17 protein-coding genes and 1 tRNA gene are annotated in these 18437 nt (G+C 67.8%); 4 read left to right on the forward strand and 14 right to left on the reverse strand.

Going from position 1 to position 18437, the window contains the following annotated elements; genetic code table 11:
• Positions 1 to 45: 45 nt before the first annotated feature.
• The 5 genes from GT007_RS03810 to GT007_RS03830 form a co-directional block, all read right to left on the reverse strand.
• The gene (locus GT007_RS03810; RefSeq protein WP_160120233.1) at positions 46 to 1104 is read right to left on the reverse strand and encodes an ABC transporter ATP-binding protein; all 1059 of its coding nucleotides are present in this window, start codon (positions 1102 to 1104) and stop codon (positions 46 to 48) included.
• The gene (gene ugpE / locus GT007_RS03815) at positions 1105 to 1941 is read right to left on the reverse strand and encodes a sn-glycerol-3-phosphate ABC transporter permease UgpE (RefSeq protein ID WP_160120234.1); all 837 of its coding nucleotides are present in this window, start codon (positions 1939 to 1941) and stop codon (positions 1105 to 1107) included.
• Positions 1941 to 2822 (reverse strand): sn-glycerol-3-phosphate ABC transporter permease UgpA, encoded by an 882-nt coding sequence (gene ugpA, locus GT007_RS03820; protein WP_160120235.1) that lies wholly within the window; start codon positions 2820 to 2822, stop codon positions 1941 to 1943. The genes ugpE and ugpA overlap by 1 nt, the downstream gene beginning before the upstream one ends.
• A complete protein-coding gene (gene ugpB, locus GT007_RS03825; RefSeq protein WP_160120236.1) occupies positions 2822 to 4171 on the reverse strand; it encodes a sn-glycerol-3-phosphate ABC transporter substrate-binding protein UgpB in 1350 nt (449 codons plus the stop codon). The genes ugpA and ugpB overlap by 1 nt, the downstream gene beginning before the upstream one ends.
• Before the next feature lie 72 nt (positions 4172 to 4243).
• The gene (locus GT007_RS03830) at positions 4244 to 5305 is read right to left on the reverse strand and encodes a diaminopropionate ammonia-lyase (RefSeq protein ID WP_236571484.1); all 1062 of its coding nucleotides are present in this window, start codon (positions 5303 to 5305) and stop codon (positions 4244 to 4246) included.
• 108 nt (positions 5306 to 5413) lie between these two features.
• Here GT007_RS03830 and denD point away from each other — a divergent pair, with 108 nt between their 5' ends.
• Positions 5414 to 6388, forward strand: a complete 975-nt coding sequence (gene denD, locus GT007_RS03835; protein ID WP_160120238.1) for a D-erythronate dehydrogenase — start codon at positions 5414 to 5416, stop codon at positions 6386 to 6388.
• Positions 6389 to 6448: 60 nt separating this feature from the next.
• Here the strand turns inward: denD and GT007_RS03840 are convergent, their stop codons facing one another.
• The 9 genes from GT007_RS03840 to GT007_RS03880 all read right to left on the reverse strand — a co-directional run bounded on the left by GT007_RS03840 (position 6449) and on the right by GT007_RS03880 (position 13846).
• On the reverse strand, positions 6449 to 7519 hold the full coding sequence (locus GT007_RS03840) for an OmpA family protein (protein ID WP_160120239.1): 1071 nt from the start codon (positions 7517 to 7519) through the stop codon (positions 6449 to 6451).
• 185 nt (positions 7520 to 7704) lie between these two features.
• Positions 7705 to 8802: a 5-(carboxyamino)imidazole ribonucleotide synthase gene (locus GT007_RS03845; protein ID WP_160120240.1), complete on the reverse strand. Its 1098-nt coding sequence runs from the start codon at positions 8800 to 8802 to the stop codon at positions 7705 to 7707.
• Entirely contained in the window at positions 8789 to 9244 is a 456-nt protein-coding gene (gene purE, locus GT007_RS03850; RefSeq protein ID WP_160120496.1) for a 5-(carboxyamino)imidazole ribonucleotide mutase, read from the reverse strand. Before purE ends, GT007_RS03845 begins: the two co-directional genes overlap by 14 nt.
• Positions 9245 to 9285: 41 nt before the next feature.
• Positions 9286 to 9486, reverse strand: coding sequence for a YdcH family protein (locus GT007_RS03855; RefSeq protein WP_160120497.1), 201 nt, complete (start codon positions 9484 to 9486; stop codon positions 9286 to 9288).
• A 76-nt stretch (positions 9487 to 9562) separates the two neighbouring features.
• Positions 9563 to 9638 (reverse strand) — tRNA-Lys (locus tag GT007_RS03860).
• A gap of 112 nt (positions 9639 to 9750) precedes the next feature.
• Complete coding sequence (locus GT007_RS03865) at positions 9751 to 11469, reverse strand: ABC transporter ATP-binding protein (protein WP_236571485.1); 1719 nt, start codon at positions 11467 to 11469, stop codon at positions 9751 to 9753.
• A gap of 30 nt (positions 11470 to 11499) precedes the next feature.
• A complete protein-coding gene (locus GT007_RS03870) occupies positions 11500 to 12711 on the reverse strand; it encodes a CCA tRNA nucleotidyltransferase (RefSeq protein WP_236571486.1) in 1212 nt (403 codons plus the stop codon).
• On the reverse strand, positions 12708 to 13274 hold the full coding sequence (locus tag GT007_RS03875; protein WP_160120242.1) for a CoA pyrophosphatase: 567 nt from the start codon (positions 13272 to 13274) through the stop codon (positions 12708 to 12710). Before GT007_RS03875 ends, GT007_RS03870 begins: the two co-directional genes overlap by 4 nt.
• Positions 13271 to 13846 (reverse strand): DUF1285 domain-containing protein, encoded by a 576-nt coding sequence (locus GT007_RS03880; protein WP_236571487.1) that lies wholly within the window; start codon positions 13844 to 13846, stop codon positions 13271 to 13273. The genes GT007_RS03875 and GT007_RS03880 overlap by 4 nt, the downstream gene beginning before the upstream one ends.
• Positions 13847 to 13905: 59 nt before the next feature.
• Here GT007_RS03880 and GT007_RS03885 point away from each other — a divergent pair, with 59 nt between their 5' ends.
• The 3 genes from GT007_RS03885 to GT007_RS03895 are packed head-to-tail and all read left to right on the forward strand — an operon-like array spanning position 13906 to position 18435.
• Entirely contained in the window at positions 13906 to 14919 is a 1014-nt protein-coding gene (locus GT007_RS03885) for an AAA family ATPase (protein WP_160120243.1), read from the forward strand.
• Positions 14912 to 15763 (forward strand): DUF58 domain-containing protein, encoded by an 852-nt coding sequence (locus GT007_RS03890; protein ID WP_160120244.1) that lies wholly within the window; start codon positions 14912 to 14914, stop codon positions 15761 to 15763. The genes GT007_RS03885 and GT007_RS03890 overlap by 8 nt, the downstream gene beginning before the upstream one ends.
• Positions 15760 to 18435: a DUF4159 domain-containing protein gene (locus tag GT007_RS03895; RefSeq protein WP_160120245.1), complete on the forward strand. Its 2676-nt coding sequence runs from the start codon at positions 15760 to 15762 to the stop codon at positions 18433 to 18435. Before GT007_RS03890 ends, GT007_RS03895 begins: the two co-directional genes overlap by 4 nt.
• The last annotated feature ends 2 nt before the right edge of the window (positions 18436 to 18437 follow it).

Raw genomic sequence — 18437 nt, forward strand, 5'->3', positions numbered from 1 at the left:
TCCCTGTTCATTTTCGGGGAGCATGAGCCGCGCCATCGGCGAGGTTCAAGCGGAAATGCGTTGGCCTGTCTCGCGGTCGAACACATGCAGCCAGGCGGGGTCGGGGCGCAGCATCAGTTCCCCGCTCTCCGGCACATGGCCCAGCAACTTGGCCGTCAGGGCGGTGCCATCGGCCATGCGGCCGTGGACCACGGTCTCACTGCCCAGCGGCTCCAGCAACTCCACCTGCATGGCGATGCCATCCGGGGCGGGTGCCAAATGCTCCGGCCGGATGCCCAGGGTGACCGATCTGCCCGTGGCGCCGGCGATGGGGGCGGGCAGTGTCAGCTGAATGCCGCCATCCAGCGCCACCACCCCATCCGCCGCCATGATGCCGGGCAGCAGGTTCATCGAGGGGCTGCCGATGAAGCTGGCCACATAGGTGTCCGCCGGCTTGGCCCAGACCTCCATGGGGCTGGCCACCTGGGCGGCGCGGCCCTGGTGCATCACCATCAGGCGGTCGCCCAGCGTCATGGCCTCCACCTGGTCATGGGTGACGAACAGGGATGTGACGCCGAGGCGCCGCTGCAGGCGGCGAATTTCGGCCCGCATGGTCACGCGCAGCTTGGCGTCGAGGTTCGACAGCGGCTCATCGAACAGGAACAGGTGCGGTTCCCGCACGATGGCACGGCCCATGGCCACGCGCTGGCGCTGGCCGCCCGAAAGCTGGCGCGGCTTGCGGTCCAGCAGGTGGCCGATGTCGAGCAGTTTCGCGGCCTCGGCCACGCGGCGTTCGATCTCTGGCTTGGGCAGGCGCCGTATCTTCAGGCCATAGGCCATGTTCTGGAACACGCTCATATGCGGGTAGAGCGCGTAGTTCTGGAACACCATGGCGATGTCGCGCTCGGCGGGTTCCAGCGCGGTCACATCGCGACCGCCGATCAGCACCTGGCCCTCGCTGGCGCTTTCGAGGCCGGAGACGATGCGCAGCAGCGTGGATTTGCCGCAGCCCGAAGCGCCGACGATGACGATCATCTCGCCATCCGCGACTTCCAGGTCGATGCCATGCAGGACCTGGGTGGTGCCGAAACGCTTGGTGATGCCGCGCAGGCTGAGGGTGGCCATCTACTTCTCCGTCTCCACCAGCCCCTTGATGAACCAGCGCTGCATCAGCAGCACCACCCCCACCGGCGGCAGCAGGGCCATCACGGCGGTGGCCATGATGACGTTCCATTCGTTTTGCGAGTCGCCCCCGCCGATCATCTTGGTCAGGCCCACGATGATCGTCTCCAAGCCACGGTCGTTGATGATCAGCAGCGGCCAGAGGTACTGGTTCCAGCCGTAGATGAACAGGATGACGAACAGGGCAGCGATGTTCGTCACCGACAGCGGCAGCACAACGTCCCGGAAGAAGCGCATGGGGCCGGCGCCGTCGATCTTCGCGGCCTCCACGAATTCCGGCGGGATGGTCAGGAAGAATTGCCGGAACAGCAGCGTGGCGGTGGCCGAGGCGATCAGCGGTATGACCAGCCCGGCCATGGTGTTCACCAGGGAAAGGTTCACCATCACCTCGAAGGTCGGGATGATCCGCACCTCCACTGGCAGCATCAAGGTGATGAAGATCGCCCAGAAGCAGATCATCCGGCCGGGGAAACGGAAGAACACGACGGCGAAGGCCGACAGCAGCGAGATCACGATCTTCCCGCCCGCGATCAGCAGCGCCATGGCCAGGGAATTGGCCAGCATGCTGACCGCCGGCGTGCCCATGTAGCGCCCGCCGCCGGCCCCCCAGGCCTGGGCGTAATTCTCCAGCGCATGGGTGCCGGGCAGCAGCGGCACGTCGCCGCGCCCGATGGTGGCGCCATCATGGGTGGAACCGATCAGCGTGATGTAGATGGGGAAGCTGAAGATCAGCACGCCCAGCACCAGCCAGACATGCGGCCAGATGTTGCGCCCCCGCATCAGTAATGCACCCGGCGTTCGATGAAGCGGAACTGCACGAAGGTCAGCGCCACCACCAGCAGCATCAGGATCACGCTCTGCGCCGCCGAAGTGCCGAGGTTCAGGTTCATCACGCCATCGGTATAGGCGCGATAGATCAGGGTTTCCGTCGCCTTGCCCGGGCCGCCCTGGGTCAGGCTGTGGATCACGCCGAAGGTTTCGAAGAAGGCGTAGGTCAGATTCACCACGAGCAGGAAGAAGGCGGTGGGCGAGAGCAGCGGGAAAATGATGGTCCAGAACCGATAGCGCGGGCTGGCGCCGTCGATGGCCGCCGCCTCCAGCACCGATTTCGGGATGGATTGCAGCCCGGCGAGGAAGAAGATGAAGTTGTAGCTGACCTGCTTCCAGGCGCTGGCCAGGATGACCAGCCCCATCGCCTGGCCGCCGTTCAGCTTGTAGTCCCAGGCAATGCCCATGGCGTTCAGCGCCCGGCCGAAGATGCCGATGTTCGGGTGGAACATGAACAGCCACAGCACCGCCGCGACAGCGGGCGCCACGGCATAGGGCCAGACCAGAAGCGTCTTGTAGGTGGTCGCGCCCCGGATGTTCCGGTCCGCCTGCACCGCCAGGAACAGCGCCGAACCGAGCGCCAGCGCCGCCACTGCCGCTGAGAAGAACAGCGTGCGGAAGGCGGCATCCAGCCAGGTGGGATCGGTGACCACCTCGATGAAATTCTCGAACCAGACGAATTCGCTGTTGAGCCCGAAGGCGTCCTCACGCAGCAGCGATTGCCAGATGGCCTGGGCCGCCGGCCAGAAGAAGAAGATGGCCGTGACCAGCAGCTGCGGCGCGAGGAGCAGGTAGGGAACCACCACCCCCTTGAAGATGGCGGATTGGCTCATCAGCCGCGATTCGCCCGCTCGAAGTTGCGCAGCACCACATTGCCGCGCGTGACGGCGTTGTTCAGCGCGGCCTCGGCGGTCTGCTGGCCCTGCAGGGCGCGCTCCATTTCCTCCTGCATGATCACGCGGATCTCGACGAAGCCACCCAGGCGGATGCCGCGGGTGTTGCCCGTCATCTGCCCGCCGCCACGCAGCAATTGCTGGATGGGAATGTCGGCGCCCGGGTTCTGGGCATAGAAGCCGCTGGCGCGCACCTGCTCGAAGGCCTTCTTGGTGACGGGCAGGAAGCCGGTATCGGTGTGCCACTTCGCGGCCACCTCGGTGCTGGCCAGATGCGCGAAGAATTCGGCGATGCCGCGATTTTCGTCCGCGTTGCGGCGGGCGTTGGGGCCACGGTTCATGGCCCAGAAGGCCGCGCCACCGATGATGCTGTTGTAGGGGGCGCCCTGCACGTCCGGGCTGTAGGGCAGCATGGCCGCGCCGACATTCGCGGCACCGCCCGGCACTTCCCGCAGGTAACGCGCCCGCGCGCCGGAACTGGCATGGATGATCGCCGCCTGGCCGGAGGCGAATACCGCATCGCCCGCCGAATCGCGGCCGCCCCAGCGGAAGCTGCCCTCGCGGCTCATTTCCATCAGCAGCGCCAGCTGCCGGGTCATGCGCGGGTTGTTCACCTGCAGCACGGTGCCGAGCCCGCCGAAGCCATTCTCCAGCGAGGCCAAGGGCAGGTTGTGGATCGCGCTGAACTGCTCGATCTGGCACCAGGTGGGCCAGGCGGAGGAGAAGGGCATCTCATGCCCGGACGCCTTGATCTTCTGCGCCGCCTCCCGCAGCTCAGCCCAGGTCGCGGGCGGCGCGTCCGGGTTCAGGCCGGCGCGGCGGAACGCCTCCTTATTGTAGAACATGATGGCGGTGCTGCTGTTGAAGGGCATGCCCATCATGCGGCCGTCCGGCAGGCTGTAGTAGCCTTTCACCGCCGGCAGGTAGTCCTCGAAATCAATGCTGACGCCGGTCTCCGACAGCAGCTCATGCACCGGCTTGATGGCGCGGCCGGCGGTGATCATCGTGCCGGTGCCGACCTCGAACATCTGCACGATGTGCGGGGCGGTGCCGGCGCGGAAGGCGGCGATGGCCGCGACCATGGTTTCGGGATAGCCACCCCGATAGCTGGGCACGATACGGAAGCGGGACTGCTTCTGGTTGAAGTCGGCCGTGATTGCTTCCAGAAGGCCGCCCAGCGGCTGGGCCAGCCCATGCCAGAACTGGATCTCGACAGGTCCGCCCTGGGCAAGGGCGGGCGCGCTCAATGTCATGCCTGCGCTGGCGAGGCCGAGTGTGCGGCGCTTCATGAAAACTCTCCCGACTTTTGTTGGCCGCGCGGCCTTAGACCCGCGACATTGCAAAGTTATGACATATTAGCGTCAACTGGGTGAAGCAGCGCCGACGAGTTCCGCATAGAGCTGCGGATCGGTGGCCCCTTCGGTGCCGAAGACCAGCACGCGGCTGTCCGGCCCCAGGCCCAGCGCGCCATCACGGCCTGCCAGCCAGGCCCCGACCAGGCCGGCCACCGCCGATTCGCCCGCCGTAATGCCAAGCCCCGCCAGGGCGCGCATCGCTTCAACCGCGGCCTTGTCCGGCACGGCCATGAAGGCGAAGGCGGCGCGCTCCAGCTCCTGCCAGGCGAGCAGGGAAGGCTCGCCGCAGGCCAGACCGGCCATGAGTGTGGGCAGATCGCCCTCGACCACGGAAAGCGCGCCGGCCTGGGCTGATTTCAGCAGGCAGGCGGCTTCGTCCGGCTCCACCACGATCAGCTTCGCATCCAGGCCCATGCTGCGCAGCTGCACGGAGACAGCGGCTGCCACGCCGCCCACACCACCCTGCACGAACACATGGGTGGGGGGCTGGGGCAGGGCCGCCAGCGCTTCCTCCGCCATGAGGCGATAGCCTTGCATCACGTCGCGCGGCACCTCGGTATAGCCAGGCCAGGAGGTGTCGCTGACCACGTGCCAGCCGTGTTCCGCCGCCGCGCGGGAGGCTTCACGCACCGCATCGTCATAGTTGCCGGGCACTTCCCGCACATCGGCCCCATAGGCTGCGATGGCATCCCGGCGGCCCTGGCTGACCGTATCATGCACATAGATCACACATCGCGCGCCGATGTTCTGCGCCCCCCAGGCGACGGAGCGCCCGTGATTGCCATCCGTGGCGCAGGTGACGGTGATGTCGCCGGCATCCTTCTTCGCCAGCAGTTCCGCGCCTGTGGTGTGGCGGCCGTGCTTGGCCAGCTCCGATACCACCAGGCGCATCACGGCATAGGCGCCCCCCAGCGCCTTGAAGGAGCCGAGGCCGAAGCGTCCGCCTTCATCCTTGTAGTGAAGCGCGGCAAACGGGGCCGGGGGCAGCTCGCGCAGAGGAGTGGGGGCATAGCCGGGCCAGGACGTGATTTCGGCTTTCGCCCGGCGCCAGCCGCCGTCTGGCAGCACGACCACCCCAGGGGTGCCGTGGCGCGGATTGAGAAAGAGGCTGTAAGAATGGTGTCCAATCATGCGCCCATGGTGCGCGCGACAGGCATGAGCCGGGAAGGGGGGGATATGCACATCACGATTCTGGGTGGTGGTGGTTTTCTGGGCCGCAAGCTGGCCGCGCGGTTGGCGCGGGATGGTTCCCTGAGGGGGCAGGCTGTCACAGGGCTGACGTTGTTCGACATCACCACGCCGCAACCGCCCACGGGCGCCGCATTTCCGGTGCGCTGCCTGGCGGGGGACGTGGCGGATGCCGCGGCGGTCGCGCAGGCGGTGCCCGCGGACACGCAGGTCGTGTTCCAATTGGCGGCTGTGGTCAGCGCGGCGGCCGAGGCGGATTTCGATCTGGGGGTGCGGGTGAACCTGCTGGGCAGTCTGGCGCTGATCGACGCGGCGCGGCGTTGCGCGGTGCCGCCTCGCATCGTGTTCACCAGTTCCGTCGCCAGCTTTTCCGGCAGCCAGCAGGCCGAAATGCCCGACGACGCCCGGCAGATGCCACTGAACAGCTATGGCGCCGAAAAGGCCGCCGCCGAGCTGATGCTGCAGGATGCGTCGCGGCGAGGCATGCTGGACGCGGTGAATATCCGCCTGCCCACTGTGATCATCCGGCCCGGGCGGCCGAACAAGGCCGCCTCCAGCTTTGTCTCCGCGATTCTGCGCGAACCGCTGCTGGGCCTGGAAACACCATTGCCGGTGGGTGAGGATTTCGCCCTGTGGGTCAGTTCCCCGCGGGTGGTGGTGGAATGGCTGCTGCACGCAGCCGCCATGGATACGGCGCCGCTCGGTACGGACCGGGGCATCAATCCGCCCGGCCTGACCGTGACTGTGCGAGAGATGCTGGCCGCGCTGTCGCCAGCTGAGCGGGCATTGGTGAAGCAGGAGCCTGACGCGACGGTGGCCGGAATCGTGGGGGGATGGCCCGCCCGTTTCGCTTCCGCACGGGCCCGTCGCCTGGGCTTCCAGGAGCAGGTTGGTCTGCCGGATATTGTGGCCGCGTTTCGCGAAGATGATCTGGCGGCGACCCGCGCTGAGCGCGGGCTTTAAGGCACAAAAAAAGAGGGGAGGCTTTCGCCTCCCCTCCCATACTCGAAGAACTCGCCGAGATTACTTGAGAACGATCTCAACGCGGCGGTTCTGCGGCTCACGCACGCCGTCGGCGGTCGGCACCAGGGGGCGGCTCTCGCCGAACGCCTGGATGACCATCTCGCTGCGGGGCACGCCACGGCGGGCGAGCTCAGCGGCAACCGACTCAGCGCGACGCATGGACAGCGCCTGGTTGTACTGCGGCGTGCCGGAGCGGTCGGCGTGGCCGGACACTTCGATGCGCGTCGAGGACACGGTCGTGCGGGCCGTCGCGGCCTCGGCGATGATCTGGCGCGCGCGATCGGTCAGATCGGCACGGTTCCAGTCAAAGAACACGAGGTAGGTGCGAGCCACGGTCTGCACGGGGGCCGGAGCCACCGGGGCAGCCACGGGCACGGGGCGCGGGGTGTTGAACGCATAACGCAGACCGACGAGGCCGGTGTGGTTATAGTTCGTGCCCTCGGCGCGCACGGCGCGGCCGTTCAGGGTGCCGTTGATCGTCGGCTCCAGGGTGCCCATGAAGCGGTATTCGACGGTCAGGGCCAGGCCGGGGACGACGTCGCCCAGGCCGAAGGCGCCACCGACGATGCCCTGGTAGGCGAACTGGCCGTCCGTGTCGTTCAGGCGCAGGGAAGCGCCCGTCACCGCACCGCGAACATTGCGGTACTGGGACCAGATGTAGCCAACGCCAACGCCCAGGTAGGGGCTGAAGGTGCGCGGGCTGACGCCGAAGCCGGTCAGGTCGAAGTCATACAGGGCGTTGACCATCGCGCCGTACTGATGCACGCCGCCGCCGTTCAGACGCGAGCCACGGAAAGCGTGGTCGATCTGGTTGTAGCGGTAGTTGCCTTCGATCTCAGCGCGGAAGCCGTTGCCGAAGCCCCAGCCGATGCTGCCAACGCCGGCATAGCCGACGCGGGTCTCGGTGCGGTCACGCAGGTTCACACCCGCGCCGCGGAGGCTGTAGTTGCTGTCCTGGCGATAGTTCACGCCAGCGCCGGCACCCACATACAGGCCGGTGATCGGCTGTGCCTGCGCCGCGATCGGCAGCGACAGCATCGTCGCCGCCAGAAGCGCCTTCTTGAGGCTCATTTCATCTCTCCTCGATGCAAACCCAAGCTGATCGCGGTGTGGAGCACCCCACGTTGCAAGGGCCCATCACTGCGTCGCTCAAACATAACGCGATAACGCCACGATGGGCACTACCAGATCGACCATTTCCACACACTGTGACTAAAACACCACAGGGGCGGTCGGACCCCTGTCGCGAAACCTTCTTAGCGCATTGTCCCCTTGGCCCACAACTCATTGGCGTGGCCAAGTTTTCTGCCCTTGCGGACCTCGGTCTTGCCATACCAGTGCGGCACGACATTCTTCTGCGCGAGGAGGGGAGACCAGGCGTTGAAACCCTCTGTCCCCACCAAATTGTGCATCACGACGTCGAAATGACGTTCAGTCGTCCCGAGCGGCAAACCGGCGACAGCGCGAATATGTTGGTCGAATTGACTGCAAGGACATGCGTCCATTGTCCAATGGCCTGAGTTGTGCGGCCTTGGCGCGATCTCGTTGCCCAGGATACGGCCATCCGGCAACGCGAACATTTCCAGGGCCATGACCCCCACGAAGCCTAACGCTTCCGCCAGGCGCGCGGCATAGCCCGTGCAAATATTCGTTTGTTCCGCGCTCAGCCGCGCGGGCAGGATGGATTGGTGCAGGATATGGTGCTGATGGATGTTCTCCACCGGCTCATAGATCGCCAACTCGCCACCCACCCCCCGCGCCAGCACGATCGAGATCTCGCGCTCGAAAGGCACGAAAGCTTCGGCGATCAGCGGGTGCGGGGCCAGATGCTCAAAGGCCGCGATGGCGTCCTCGCGGCTGCGGGCCACGGCCTGCCCCTTGCCGTCATAGCCCATACGGGTGGTCTTGAGGACGAACGGGAAGCCCAGCTTGGCGCAGGCCGTGTCGATATCGGCCAGCGATGAAACCTGTAGCCACTCGGCCACTGTGATGGAGGAGGTCTCCATCCAGGTCTTCTCGGCGATCCGGTCCTGGCAGATCAGGATGGCGTCGATGTTCGGGCGGCAATGCGGCAGGGTCGCCAGATATTCCAGCGTGGCGCGGGGAATATTCTCGAACTCGAAAGTGAGGACATCCACCTTGGCGGCGAATGCCGCGACGGCCTCGATGTCATCAAAGGCCCCGTAAGTGACATCGGCCGCCACCTGGGCGCCGGGCGAATCCTGTTCCACCGAATAGATGTGCGGGCGATAGCCCAGCCGCTCCGCCGCCATGGCGGACATCCGGCCCAGCTGGCCGCCACCCAGAATGCCGATGGTCGAGCCAAGCGGGAGGGGCAGGTTATTGCGGGTCATGCGGAACGCCATCGGTTTGCCGCGCGCGCCAGGCGGCCAGGCGCTGCGCCAGCCCGGAGTCGCCCAGCGCCAGGATGGCCGCGGCCAGCAGGGCGGCATTGATGGCGCCGGCCTTGCCGATGGCCAGCGTGCCCACCGGGATGCCGCCGGGCATCTGCACGATCGACAGCAGGCTATCCATGCCCTTGAGGGCGTGGGACTCGACCGGCACGCCCAGCACCGGCAGGGCGGTCATGCTGGCGGCCATGCCCGGCAGGTGGGCGGCGCCGCCGGCGCCCGCGATCACCACCTTCAGGCCGCGTCCGGCCGCCGACTTGGCGTATTCCACCAGCCGGTCCGGGGTGCGGTGGGCCGAAACGACGCGGGTTTCGAAGGGAACTTCCAACTGCCGCAGCACATTCGCCGCGTGTTCCATGGTCTGCCAGTCAGATGTGCTGCCCATGATGATGCCCACGACAGGGGCATCCGTATCCGTCTTGATCGTCACGCAGAAATATCCGGAAGGAGCTGGCTTTCCAGCCTGGCGATGTCATCCTTGAGGCGAAGCTTACGCTTCTTCAGGCGCTGGATGTGCAATTGGTCCACCACGCCATCGAGACTGCGCATGATGACGGTGTCGAGGTCGCGATGCTCACTGCGAAGCTGGTGCAGCTGGCGCTGCAGACTCTCCCGATCAGCCAACATCATCCAGGCTCCCCTGCGCCACCATGCGGAGTGACACGCATGGATGACAGTGAACAAGTCCTCAAATGAACGGAAGTGGTGGGCGCTCACGGGCTCGAACCGTGGACCCGCTGATTAAGAGTCAGCTGCTCTACCAACTGAGCTAAGCGCCCGTCCGGGGCGCTTTCTACACTGGGATTCACGAATGTCCAGCCCTATCGCCGCACTGAAAAAATTTCCGCGCGCGGGGCAGGCATGCGGAAATATGCGGCGTGCTTCAGCGGCCTAGCTGGCGAATGTCTGGGCCCGCACCAGCCGGGCATAGACGCCATCCGCCTCGATCAGCGAACGGTGGGTGCCGCGCTCCACGATGCGCCCCTGGTCCATCACCAGAATGGTGTCGGCGTTCTGCACGGTGGACAGGCGATGGGCGATCACCAGGCTGGTCCGGCCCTTGCGCAGCCGGCCCAGGGCTTCCTGCACGGCGGCTTCATTGTCGGCATCCAGCGCGCTGGTGGCTTCGTCCAGCAGCAGCACGCGCGGATTGCGCAACAGGGCCCGCGCCAGGGAGATCCTCTGCCGCTGCCCGCCCGAAAGCCGGCCGCCGCCCGAGCCAAGCCGCGTCTTGTAGCCATCCGGCAGGCTGGCGATGAATTCATGCGCCTGGGCGGCGGAGGCGGCCTCGACCACCTCAGCCTCCGTCGCGCCGGGCCGGCCGCACAGGATGTTGGCCAGGGCGGTATCGTCGAAGATCAGGCTGTCCTGCCCGACATAGGCGATGGACAGGCGCAGGCTATCCAGCGTGACCTGCCGCACATCCTGGCCATCCAGCAGGATGTGCCCGCCGCTGGCATCGAACAGGCGTGGCAGCAGCATCAGCGCGGTGGATTTGCCGGCGCCGGAGGGGCCGACCAGGGCCAGGGTGGTGCCAGGCTCCGCCGTGAAGGAGATATCCGCCAGCGCCAGCGGCTCCGATTCGGCGTAGCGGAAATTCACGTCGCGGAACTCGACCCGGCCCGGCCCTTCGGCCAGAGGCGCGGCGCCCGGGGCGGAGTTGATGCGGCGGGGCTCATCGCAGGCCTCGAACACACGGGCCAGGCCCGCCAGCCCCTCCTGCAGCACGGCATTCATCGCGCCCAGCGACCGCACGGGGCGGGAGGCGATGAGCAGCGCGGCCACGAAGCCCGTGAACTCGCCGATCGTGCCGTAGCCCGCGGCCACCCGCCAGCCGACCAGCCCCAGCACGGCGGCCACGGTCAGCCCGCCCAGGGCCTCCAGCACCGGGTCCACCCGGGCGCGGGTCACGGCGATGGCGAACAGGGATTTGCGCAGCTCGCCGAAGGCGCCGAAAGCCCGGCGCTCCTCGATCTCCTCCAGCCCATAGGCGCGGACGACCCGCGCTCCCGCGAAGCTTTCGGTCACCAGCGCCGCTGTCTCACCAATGCGGTCCTGCATGCCGGCGCTGGCGCGCCGGATGCGCTTGCCCAGATTCACGATCGGCCAGGCGGCGATGGGATAGAGCAGGGCCGCCATGGCCGCGAGCTGCCAGTCCAGCCACAGCATGGACCCCACCAGCCCGATCACCGTGAACACGTCCCCCAGCCCATTGAGCGCGCGGGACAGCGCATCGCGGATCACGGTGGCGTCGGTGGTGAAGCGGGAGGCCTGGCGCGCCGGGGCCCAGCGCCCGATCACGTTCAAATCCGCCCGGGTCAGGGCCGAGAACATCTTCTGCTGCAAGGTCTCGATGGCGCGCAGCACGGTGCCGTGCAGCACATACTGCTGCAGATAGAGGAAGGCGCCGCGCAGGCTCGTCACCACGATGATGGTGGGCGGCAGCACCCAGATCACCGAGGCATCGCCCGCCGTGAAGCGGTCGAAGGCCTGCTGGATGACGATGGGATAGAGCGCCGTGATGCCCGCGAGCCCCAGCGTCGCCAGGATCGCCAGCGCGATCCGGGATTTCAGCGGGGAGAGGACTTCCTGCCAGAGGCGGCGGAGCAATGGGAAGGTACCGTGCATGGCAGCCGCCTATCAGGCATGGCCCGGCTTGGCGAGTTCCGCGAGCCGGAGCAGGCAGGCTTCGCGCCCGGCCTCGGCACCCTCGGCCACCCACCAGGCGCGGAGCTGTTGCAGTGTCCGGCCCATCTCCGGCCCGGCGGCGTAGCCCAGCGCCAGCAGATCCCGGCCTTGCAGGGGGAAGACCGGCACCGCGACCTGACCAAGGGCTTCGCGGATATCGGGGGGGGACAGCCCCTCGGCCTCACGCAGCCACAGCCAGGCTTCGGCGTCCGGCTGTGGATCGTGGCCGTTGCGGGCCACGGCCAGCAGGAACAGCCGCATGCCGCGCTTGTCCACGGCGCTGGCGGGGGGCGGGATGTCCCGGCGCCGCAGCAGTTTGAGGCGGGCGGCCTCATCCCCTGAGAATTTCAGCCGGCTGGCGATGGCATGGGCGGGGGCGCCTGGCGGCAGCAGGGCCGCGAAGCGCAGCAGGGCATCGCGCGGAGCCTGGCGCCGGATCAGTTCACGCAACAGGCGCGTGTCCACGGGGGCTGCCTCGGCCAGCAGGGTCGGCCAGACGCCGCTGGCCTGCATGTGTTCCAGCGCGTCGCAAGGGTCGGGGGCTTCCAGCAACCGCTTGAATTCCATCCAGACCCGCTCGACGGAGAGGATGCGCAGCCCGTCCAGATGGCCGGCGATGGCGGCCATGGCCTCGGCATCCGGCGCCCCTCGGCCGTAACGGGCCCAGAACCGGAAGAAGCGCAGGGAGCGCAGGTAATCTTCCCGGATCCGGGTCGCGGCATCGGCGATGAAGCGCACGCGCCCGACCCGCAGATCGGCTTGGCCCTGGAAATAGTCGAACAGATTGCCATGGGCATCCATGCTCATGGCGTTGATGGTGAAGTCCCGCCGCTCCGCGTCCTCACGCCAGTTCCGCGTCCAGGCAACCGAGGCGTGGCGCCCATCCGCCTCCACATCGCGCCGCAGCGTCGTCACTTCGACAGACGTGCCGTGCCGGACCGCGGTGACGGTGCCGTGGTCCAGTCCGGTTTCGAAAATCCGGAAGCCGGCCTGCCGCAGGCGGGTGGTGGCTTCTTCCGGCGGAAAGGCGGAACCCACATCGATGTCATGGATGGGCCGCCCGGCCAGATGGTCCCGCACGGCGCCGCCCACCACGCGGGCGCCGGGCAGGGCGGTCAGCAATTCCCGCACCACGCCTTGGCGCAGCATGGCGGGAAGGCTCAACGCTCCCCTCGCATGGCGGTGGCCAGATTCACCAGAATCGCGGCCGTGGCGCCCCAGATAAAATGTTTTTCATGCGGCCACACCCAGTATTCCCGCATCCGGCCAGACCACATCTTCGATTCGCGGCGCGGGGCGGCGGGGTCCAGGATCATGCTGAGGGGGACCTCGAACACTTCCTCCACCTCGCCGGCTTCCGGCATGACTTCGAAGTCAGGCCGCACCAGCCCCACGATGGGGGTGACGCGATAGCCGGTGCCAGTGATGTGCTCCGGCAGCCGCCCGATTCGCTTCACCAGCTCCCGCGGCAGGCCGATTTCCTCCTGCGCCTCACGTAGCGCGGCCTCGTCCGGGGTTTCTCCCATCTCGATCCGCCCGCCGGGGAAGGCCACCTGCCCGGCATGGCTGGAGAGCGATTTGGTGCGCAATGTCAGCAGGATGGTGGGATCGGGCCGCGTGACCAGGGGCACCAGCACCGCCGCGGGTTTCAGCGATGGCGTCGAGTCGCTGGCGGGCAGATGCTCGCGCTGGAGCAGCGCCGTCAGCGTGGTGGGGTCGAGGTTCAAGCCGCATCCCCAGGCAGATCGTCGATGGGAAAGAACACGCCTTCGCTCCAGACACCCAAGACGGATTTCCCGTCCAGTTCCTCGGAATCGGCCAGTGCGACCATCTCATAGAAGACAGAACGGCTGATCTTGGCCTCCAGCCCCGGCCGCACCGTGACATAAGGGCGGGGCTCGCGGGAGATCGGGCAGATATGGACGCTGATCGGGTGTTCGGCATCCGCCGTGACCATTTGATCGAGATTGGTCCGGAAGCTAAGCGTCTGCTTGCCGTTATCGGCCTTCCAGAACAGTTCGACCGCGATGAAAGGCGCGTCCTCCACGCGGACAAGACCGCGCTCCACCGGCGTTTCCAGCCAGTAGGAACCATCTGCCTCACGCTTCAGTACCGAGGCGAACAGGCAGACCAGTTCTTTGCGGCCGATGGGCGAGCCTTTGTAGAACCAGGTGCCATCGCGCGCGATGAACATGTCCAGGTCGCCGCAATTCCACTTGCCATCGGGCCGCTTCAAGGGCTGCTGCCCGAGCGACGGCAGGCATCCGCCCTGCGGCATGTTGTGAAACGGGTCGGCCAACCTAAAATTCCTACTCAAGCTCGCTGTCTGCGAGCCAATATAGGAAGGACGCCGCCTGGATGGGAGAGCGCACCGACGTGGCTGCAATGGAACAGGCTCTGGACATGGCGTCGCAGGCGGAGGCGATCGCGGATCGGCTCAGCCGGGTGAAGGATGAGGTGGGGCGGGTGATCCTCGGCCAGGATGGTGTGATCGAGCAGGTCACGGTCACCATCCTGTCTGGCGGGCATGTGCTGCTGGTGGGTGTGCCCGGCCTCGGCAAGACCAAGCTGGTGGAGACCCTGGCCACCGTGCTGGGCCTGGATGCCCGTCGCGTGCAGTTCACGCCGGACCTGATGCCGGCCGACATCCTGGGCAGCGAGGTGCTGGAGGAAGGCGCCGATGGCCGGCGCGGTTTCCGCTTCATCAAGGGGCCGGTATTCTGCCAGTTGCTGATGGCGGACGAGATCAACCGTGCCTCTCCGCGCACCCAGTCCGCCCTGTTGCAATCCATGCAGGAGGGCAAGGTGGCCGTGGGCGGCGAGATCATGCCTCTGCCCCGCCCCTTCCACGTTCTGGCCACCCAGAACCCCATCGAGCAGGAAGGCACCTATCCCCTGCCGGAGGCCCAGCTCGACCGCTTCCTGCTGGAGGTGGAGGTGCGCTACCCGGATGAGGCCGCCGAGCGCCAGATGCTGCTGGCCACGACCGGCGCGCAGGAGGCACGGGCCAATCCGGTGCTGTCCGGGCAGGAATTGCTGGCGGCCCAGGCCCTGGTGCGCCGCCTGCCGGTGCCCGACGACGTCGTGACGGCCATCCTGCGCCTGGTGCGCGGCGCGAGGCCGGAGACGGCGGCTTCCCAGCGGTTGGCCTCCAGCCTGTCCTGGGGCCCTGGCCCGCGTGCCGCCCAGGCGCTGATGCTGGCCACCCGCGCCCGCGCCTTGTTTTCCGGCCGGTTGGCGCCGAGCGTGGAGGATGTGCTGGCCCTGGCCGACCCCGTGTTGCGGCATCGCATGGCGCTGACCTTCTCCGCGCGGGCGGATGGTGTGACGATCGCCAGCCTGATCGATGAATTGAAGGCGACCATTGGCTGACCAACTCGCCGCCGCGCAATCCCTCGCGGCCAGGCTTCCGGGCCTGCTGGTGGAGGCCGAGCGGGTGGCCTCCACAGTGATGCAGGGCAGCCACGGGCGCCGGCGCAGCGGCTCGGGCGACAGTTTCTGGCAGTATCGCCCCTTCATGCCTGGTGACCCGGTGAACCGGATCGACTGGCGGCGCTCCGCGCGCTCCGACCGGGTCTCGATCCGGGAGACGGAGTGGGAGGCGGCGCAGACGGTCGTGCTGTGGCTTGATCCGGCTTCCCGGCTGGATTGGCGCAGCCGTGCCGCCCCTGTCACCAAGCGGATGCGGGCGCAGTTGCTGGCGCTGGCGGCCGGTATCCTGCTGCTGCGCGCCGGAGAGCGCGTGCGGCTGGCCGGCGCCGAGCTTCGCAACTTCCAGGGCCGCTCTGCCATCGAGCGGCTGGCTCAGGCTATCCCCACCTATGCGTTCGACCTGGACGCGGCGGTGGTGCCGCGCCACGCACGGTTGCTGCTGATCAGTGATTTCCTGTTCGAGTTGCCCGAGGTGGCGGCGCTGATCGGCCCCGTCGCGGGCCTCGCGCCCCGGCCCGCGCTGGTTCAGGTGCTCGACCCGGCCGAAGCCCAACTTCCCTACGCCGGCCGCATCGAACTGCGTGATGCGGCCGGCGAGCACCGGGAATTGCTGCGCAACGCTTCTTCCGCCGCTGAGACCTATGCCTTGCGCTTCCAGGCGCATCAGGAAGGGCTGCGCCAGGTGGCGACGCATCTGGGCGGCACGCTGGTCACCTGCGGCACGGAGGAGGCGGCCTCTCCCGCGCTGCTGGCCATCTGGCATGCGCTGGCGAGCCAGCGATGAGTTTCGCGGCACCTATCCTGTTGGTGGCGTTGCTTGGCCTGCCGGCGCTGTGGTGGCTGCTGCGCGTGCTGCCGCCGCAACCCCGGCGAGAGGTCTTTCCCACCCTGTTCCTGCTGCGCCGCCTGCCGGTGCAGGAGGAGACGGTGGCGCGCACGCCCTGGTACATCCTGCTGCTGCGTTGCCTGGTGGTGGCGGGGTTCATCATCGGCCTGGCCAACCCGATTCTCGGCTCGCGCGGGGTGGAAACAGCCGATGCCATCCGGCTGCTGGTGCTGGATGATGGCTGGGCCTCGGGGCTCGACTGGTCGGCCCGGCGTGCCCGGGCCCTGGCCGAGGTGGACGCGGCCGGCCGGGATGGGGCCCGGGTGGCCTTGCTGACCACGGCATTCCGCGGGCCGGATCTGCCGCCCATCGTGACGCCGCCCATGCCCGCCCCCGAATTGCGCGCCACGCTGGAGCAATTGCAGCCCAAGCCCTGGCCGCGTGACCATCAGGCCGCGGTCGCGGCCCTGGCCCCGTGGCGCAACCAACAGCGCGATCCGGTACGCGTGACCTATCTGGCGGACGGGTTGGCCGAAGCCGGGTTGATGGACGCCCTGCGTGGTGTTGGCGAAGTCGCTGTCCGTGGTGCCTTCGGCAATCCCCGCCGTATTCTGCTGCCGCCCCGGCAGGAAGGGGAGGCGCTGGTGGTCTCCCTGGCGCAGACACCCTCCCAACTGCCGGCCGAGCGCCGCATTCTGGCCCGCACCGCGGATGGCAGGGCGGTGGGATCGGTCGCCATGCGGCTGGAACGCGGGGTTGAGACCGGCACCGCCTCGCTGCTGCTGCCCTCCGAGATCCGCAACCAGGTCACCAGCATCGAGATCGAAGGGGACACCTCGGCTGGCAGTGTATTCCTGCTCGATGAACGTTTCCGCCGCCGCCCGGTGGGATTGCTGAGCGGCGACGCGCCCGAGGCGCAGACGCCCCTGCTGGGAGAATTCTATTATCTGGAGCGCGCCCTGCAGCCCTTCGCCGAGCTGCGGCGCGGCACGCTGGACAGCCTGCTGGCCCGCTCGCTGTCGGTGCTGTTCATTCCCGACCGCACCATCGGCTCGCCCGCCGATCAGGCCCTGATCGGCGAATGGGTGAACCGGGGCGGTGTGCTGGTGCGTTTCGCGGGCTCCGCCCTGGCGGAACGGCAGGATCCGTTGTTGCCTGTCCGCCTGCGGAATGAGCGCGCGCTGGGCGGCGGGATGAGCTGGGAGCGCCCGCAAGGGCTGGGCTCCTTCCCGGAGAATTCCCCCTTCGCCGGGCTGACGCCGCCCCAGGACGTGACCGTGGAGCGCCAGGTCCTGGCCGACCCGTCACCCAGGCTGACCGAACGCACCTGGGCCCGGCTGACCGATGGCACGCCCCTGATCACCGCCGAGACCCGGGGTGCGGGGCGCATCGTGCTGTTCCATGTGCCGCCCACGGCGGAGTGGTCGAACCTGGCCCTGTCCGGCCTGTTCGTGCGGATGCTGCGGCTGATCGTGGCCCAGGCCAATGGCGCGGGCAACGCCTCGGAGGCCGGAGACATGCCGTTGCCGCCCAACCAGCTGCTCGACGGGTTGGGGCGGCTGGGCCGGCCGTCCGCCACGGTCGCGCCACTGAACGCGGTGGCGCAGCCCGTGCCTTCCCCGCGCAATCCTCCGGGCTGGTACGGCAATGGCAGTCTGGAGAACGGGACGCTGGTGGCACTGAACCTCGGTGGCCAGGTGCAGAAGCTGGAGCCGCTGGTACTGCCGGATGGCCAGCTGGCGCTGGAGCTGAGTGAGGCTGCGCCTGGCCGGGCCTGGGGGCCCTGGCTACTGCTGGGGGCGCTGGGCCTGCTGCTGCTCGACCTGCTGCTTTCGGCGCGGATGCGGGGCCTGCTGGGCCAGATGCGCGTGGCGGCGCTGGGCTGCACCTTGCTGCTGGCCTGTGTCCCGGGGGCGCGGGCACAGGAAGGCGGCTTCGCGAATGCGCCGCGCCTTGCCTATGTGCAGACCGGTGACGCAAGCCTGGACGATACCTTGCGGCGGGGCATGGCGGGGCTGAGCGACTATGTGAATCGCCGGACCTCCGTGACCTTGGCGGAGCCGCAGGGCGTGCAGCCGGGCCAGTCCGACCTGTCCGTGTTTCCTTTGCTCTACTGGGCCGTGACGGCCAACACGCCGGCACCCGATGCCGCGGGCCGTGCGGCACTGAATGCCTTCATGCAGAATGGTGGCATCCTGGTGCTCGACACCCGGGATGAAGGTTCGGGCGAGGGCCAATCGCCCGGTGCCCGCGCGGCGCTGCGCCGGGTCACGGCTGGGCTTGCCGTGCCGGCCCTGGCCCCGGTCGCGGAGGATCATGTGCTCCGGCGGGCCTTCTATCTGTTGAACGATCTGCCGGGCCGCTTCACCGGCGGGGTCGTCTGGGCCGCCCGGGACCAGGACCGGGCCAATGACAGCGTCAGCCCCGTGATCATCGGCGGGCATGACTGGGCCGGGGCCTGGGCGGTGGATGACCGGGGGCAGAACCTGCATGCGGCCATCCCCGGCGGCAGTCGGCAGCGCACCCTGGCCTATCGGTTCGGCGTGAACCTCGTGATCTATGCCCTGACCGGCAACTACAAGGGCGATCAGGTGCATATCCCCGCCATTCTCGAAAGGCTGGGGAATTGACC

Origin of the sequence: Rhodovarius lipocyclicus (assembly GCF_009900765.1) — a bacterium.
Lineage (GTDB): Bacteria > Pseudomonadota > Alphaproteobacteria > Acetobacterales > Acetobacteraceae > Rhodovarius > Rhodovarius lipocyclicus.

Excerpts from the sequence above, each read along its gene's own strand:
- GT007_RS03810 (WP_160120233.1), bottom strand. The coding sequence starts at position 1,104 with ATGGCCACCCTCAGCCTGCGCGGCATCACCAAGCGTTTCGGCACCACC.
- ugpE (WP_160120234.1), bottom strand. The coding sequence starts at position 1,941 with ATGCGGGGGCGCAACATCTGGCCGCATGTCTGGCTGGTGCTGGGCGTG.
- ugpA (WP_160120235.1), bottom strand. The coding sequence starts at position 2,822 with ATGAGCCAATCCGCCATCTTCAAGGGGGTGGTGGTTCCCTACCTGCTC.
- ugpB (WP_160120236.1), bottom strand. The coding sequence starts at position 4,171 with ATGAAGCGCCGCACACTCGGCCTCGCCAGCGCAGGCATGACATTGAGC.
- denD (WP_160120238.1), top strand. The coding sequence starts at position 5,414 with ATGCACATCACGATTCTGGGTGGTGGTGGTTTTCTGGGCCGCAAGCTG.
- GT007_RS03840 (WP_160120239.1), bottom strand. The coding sequence starts at position 7,519 with ATGAGCCTCAAGAAGGCGCTTCTGGCGGCGACGATGCTGTCGCTGCCG.
- GT007_RS03845 (WP_160120240.1), bottom strand. The coding sequence starts at position 8,802 with ATGACCCGCAATAACCTGCCCCTCCCGCTTGGCTCGACCATCGGCATT.
- purE (WP_160120496.1), bottom strand. The coding sequence starts at position 9,244 with ATGGGCAGCACATCTGACTGGCAGACCATGGAACACGCGGCGAATGTG.
- GT007_RS03855 (WP_160120497.1), bottom strand. The coding sequence starts at position 9,486 with ATGTTGGCTGATCGGGAGAGTCTGCAGCGCCAGCTGCACCAGCTTCGC.
- GT007_RS03885 (WP_160120243.1), top strand. The coding sequence starts at position 13,906 with ATGGGAGAGCGCACCGACGTGGCTGCAATGGAACAGGCTCTGGACATG.
- GT007_RS03895 (WP_160120245.1), top strand. The coding sequence starts at position 15,760 with ATGAGTTTCGCGGCACCTATCCTGTTGGTGGCGTTGCTTGGCCTGCCG.